Genomic DNA, 1,214 nt, shown 5'->3' with positions numbered 1-1,214 from the left:
TCTTAGTTCAATACGTTAGCAACAACACCAGCGCCTACAGTACGGCCGCCTTCACGAATAGCGAAGCGAAGACCTTTGTCCATAGCGATTGGGTGGATAAGCTCTACGCCCATCTCAACGTTATCACCAGGCATTACCATTTCAGTACCGTCTTGTAATTGGATTGCGCCAGTTACGTCAGTAGTACGGAAGTAGAACTGTGGACGATAGCCGTTTAAGAATGGTGTGTGACGACCACCCTCTTCTTTTGACAATACATATACTTCAGCGTCAAACTTGGTGTGAGGAGTGATTGAACCTGGCTTAGCTAGTACTTGGCCACGTTGTACGTCTTCACGCTTAGTACCACGTAGTAGTACGCCACAGTTTTCGCCTGCACGACCTTCGTCAAGCAGTTTACGGAACATCTCTACACCAGTACAGGTGGTTTTTTGAGTGTCACGGATACCAACGATTTCGATCTCGTCGCCAACTTTAACGATACCAGATTCAACACGGCCTGTTACTACAGTACCACGACCTGAGATTGAGAATACGTCTTCGATTGGCATTAGGAATGCTTTGTCGATGTCACGCTCTGGCTCTGGGATGTAGGTGTCTAGTACGTTTAGTAGTTCTACTACAGCTGGTTGGCCGTATTTTTCTTCTGAGCCTTTTAGGGCTTCAGTAGCAGAACCTTTAACGATAGGAGTGTCATCGCCTGGGAAGTCATAGTCGTTTAATAATTCACGAACTTCCATTTCTACTAGCTCTAACAATTCTTCGTCATCAACCATGTCACATTTGTTCATGAATACGATGATGTACGGTACGCCAACCTGACGTGAAAGCAAGATGTGCTCACGAGTCTGTGGCATTGGGCCGTCAGTTGCAGATACTACTAGGATTGCGCCGTCCATCTGGGCAGCACCAGTGATCATGTTTTTAACATAATCGGCGTGACCTGGGCAATCTACGTGTGCGTAGTGACGGCTGTCTGTGTCATATTCTACGTGTGAGGTGTTGATCGTGATACCACGTGCTTTTTCTTCTGGTGCTGAGTCAATAGACGCATAGTCTTTGGCTTCGCCACCAGAGGTGATTGCAGCTACGGTTGCGATTGCAGCGGTAAGGGTTGTTTTACCATGGTCAACGTGTCCGATTGTACCGACGTTGACGTGTGGCTTGTTACGTTCAAACTTGGCCTTTGCCATGGGTATTTCCTCTTTTTTTGG

At 47.1% G+C, this 1,214-nt stretch carries 1 protein-coding gene; it reads right to left on the bottom strand.

The features are described from left to right. Window positions 1–2: 2 nt before the first annotated feature. The gene (tuf, locus tag QL886_RS12975) at window positions 3–1,193 is read right to left on the bottom strand and encodes an elongation factor Tu (RefSeq protein ID WP_057758488.1); all 1,191 of its coding nucleotides are present in this window, start codon (window positions 1,191–1,193) and stop codon (window positions 3–5) included. Window positions 1,194–1,214 lie beyond the last annotated feature (21 nt).

Origin of the sequence: Psychrobacter sp. APC 3281 (genome assembly GCF_030407815.1) — a bacterium.
Lineage (GTDB): Bacteria > Pseudomonadota > Gammaproteobacteria > Pseudomonadales > Moraxellaceae > Psychrobacter.
Note: the sequence above shows the minus strand (reverse complement) of the source record. Positions and strands in the feature narration are given on the sequence as shown.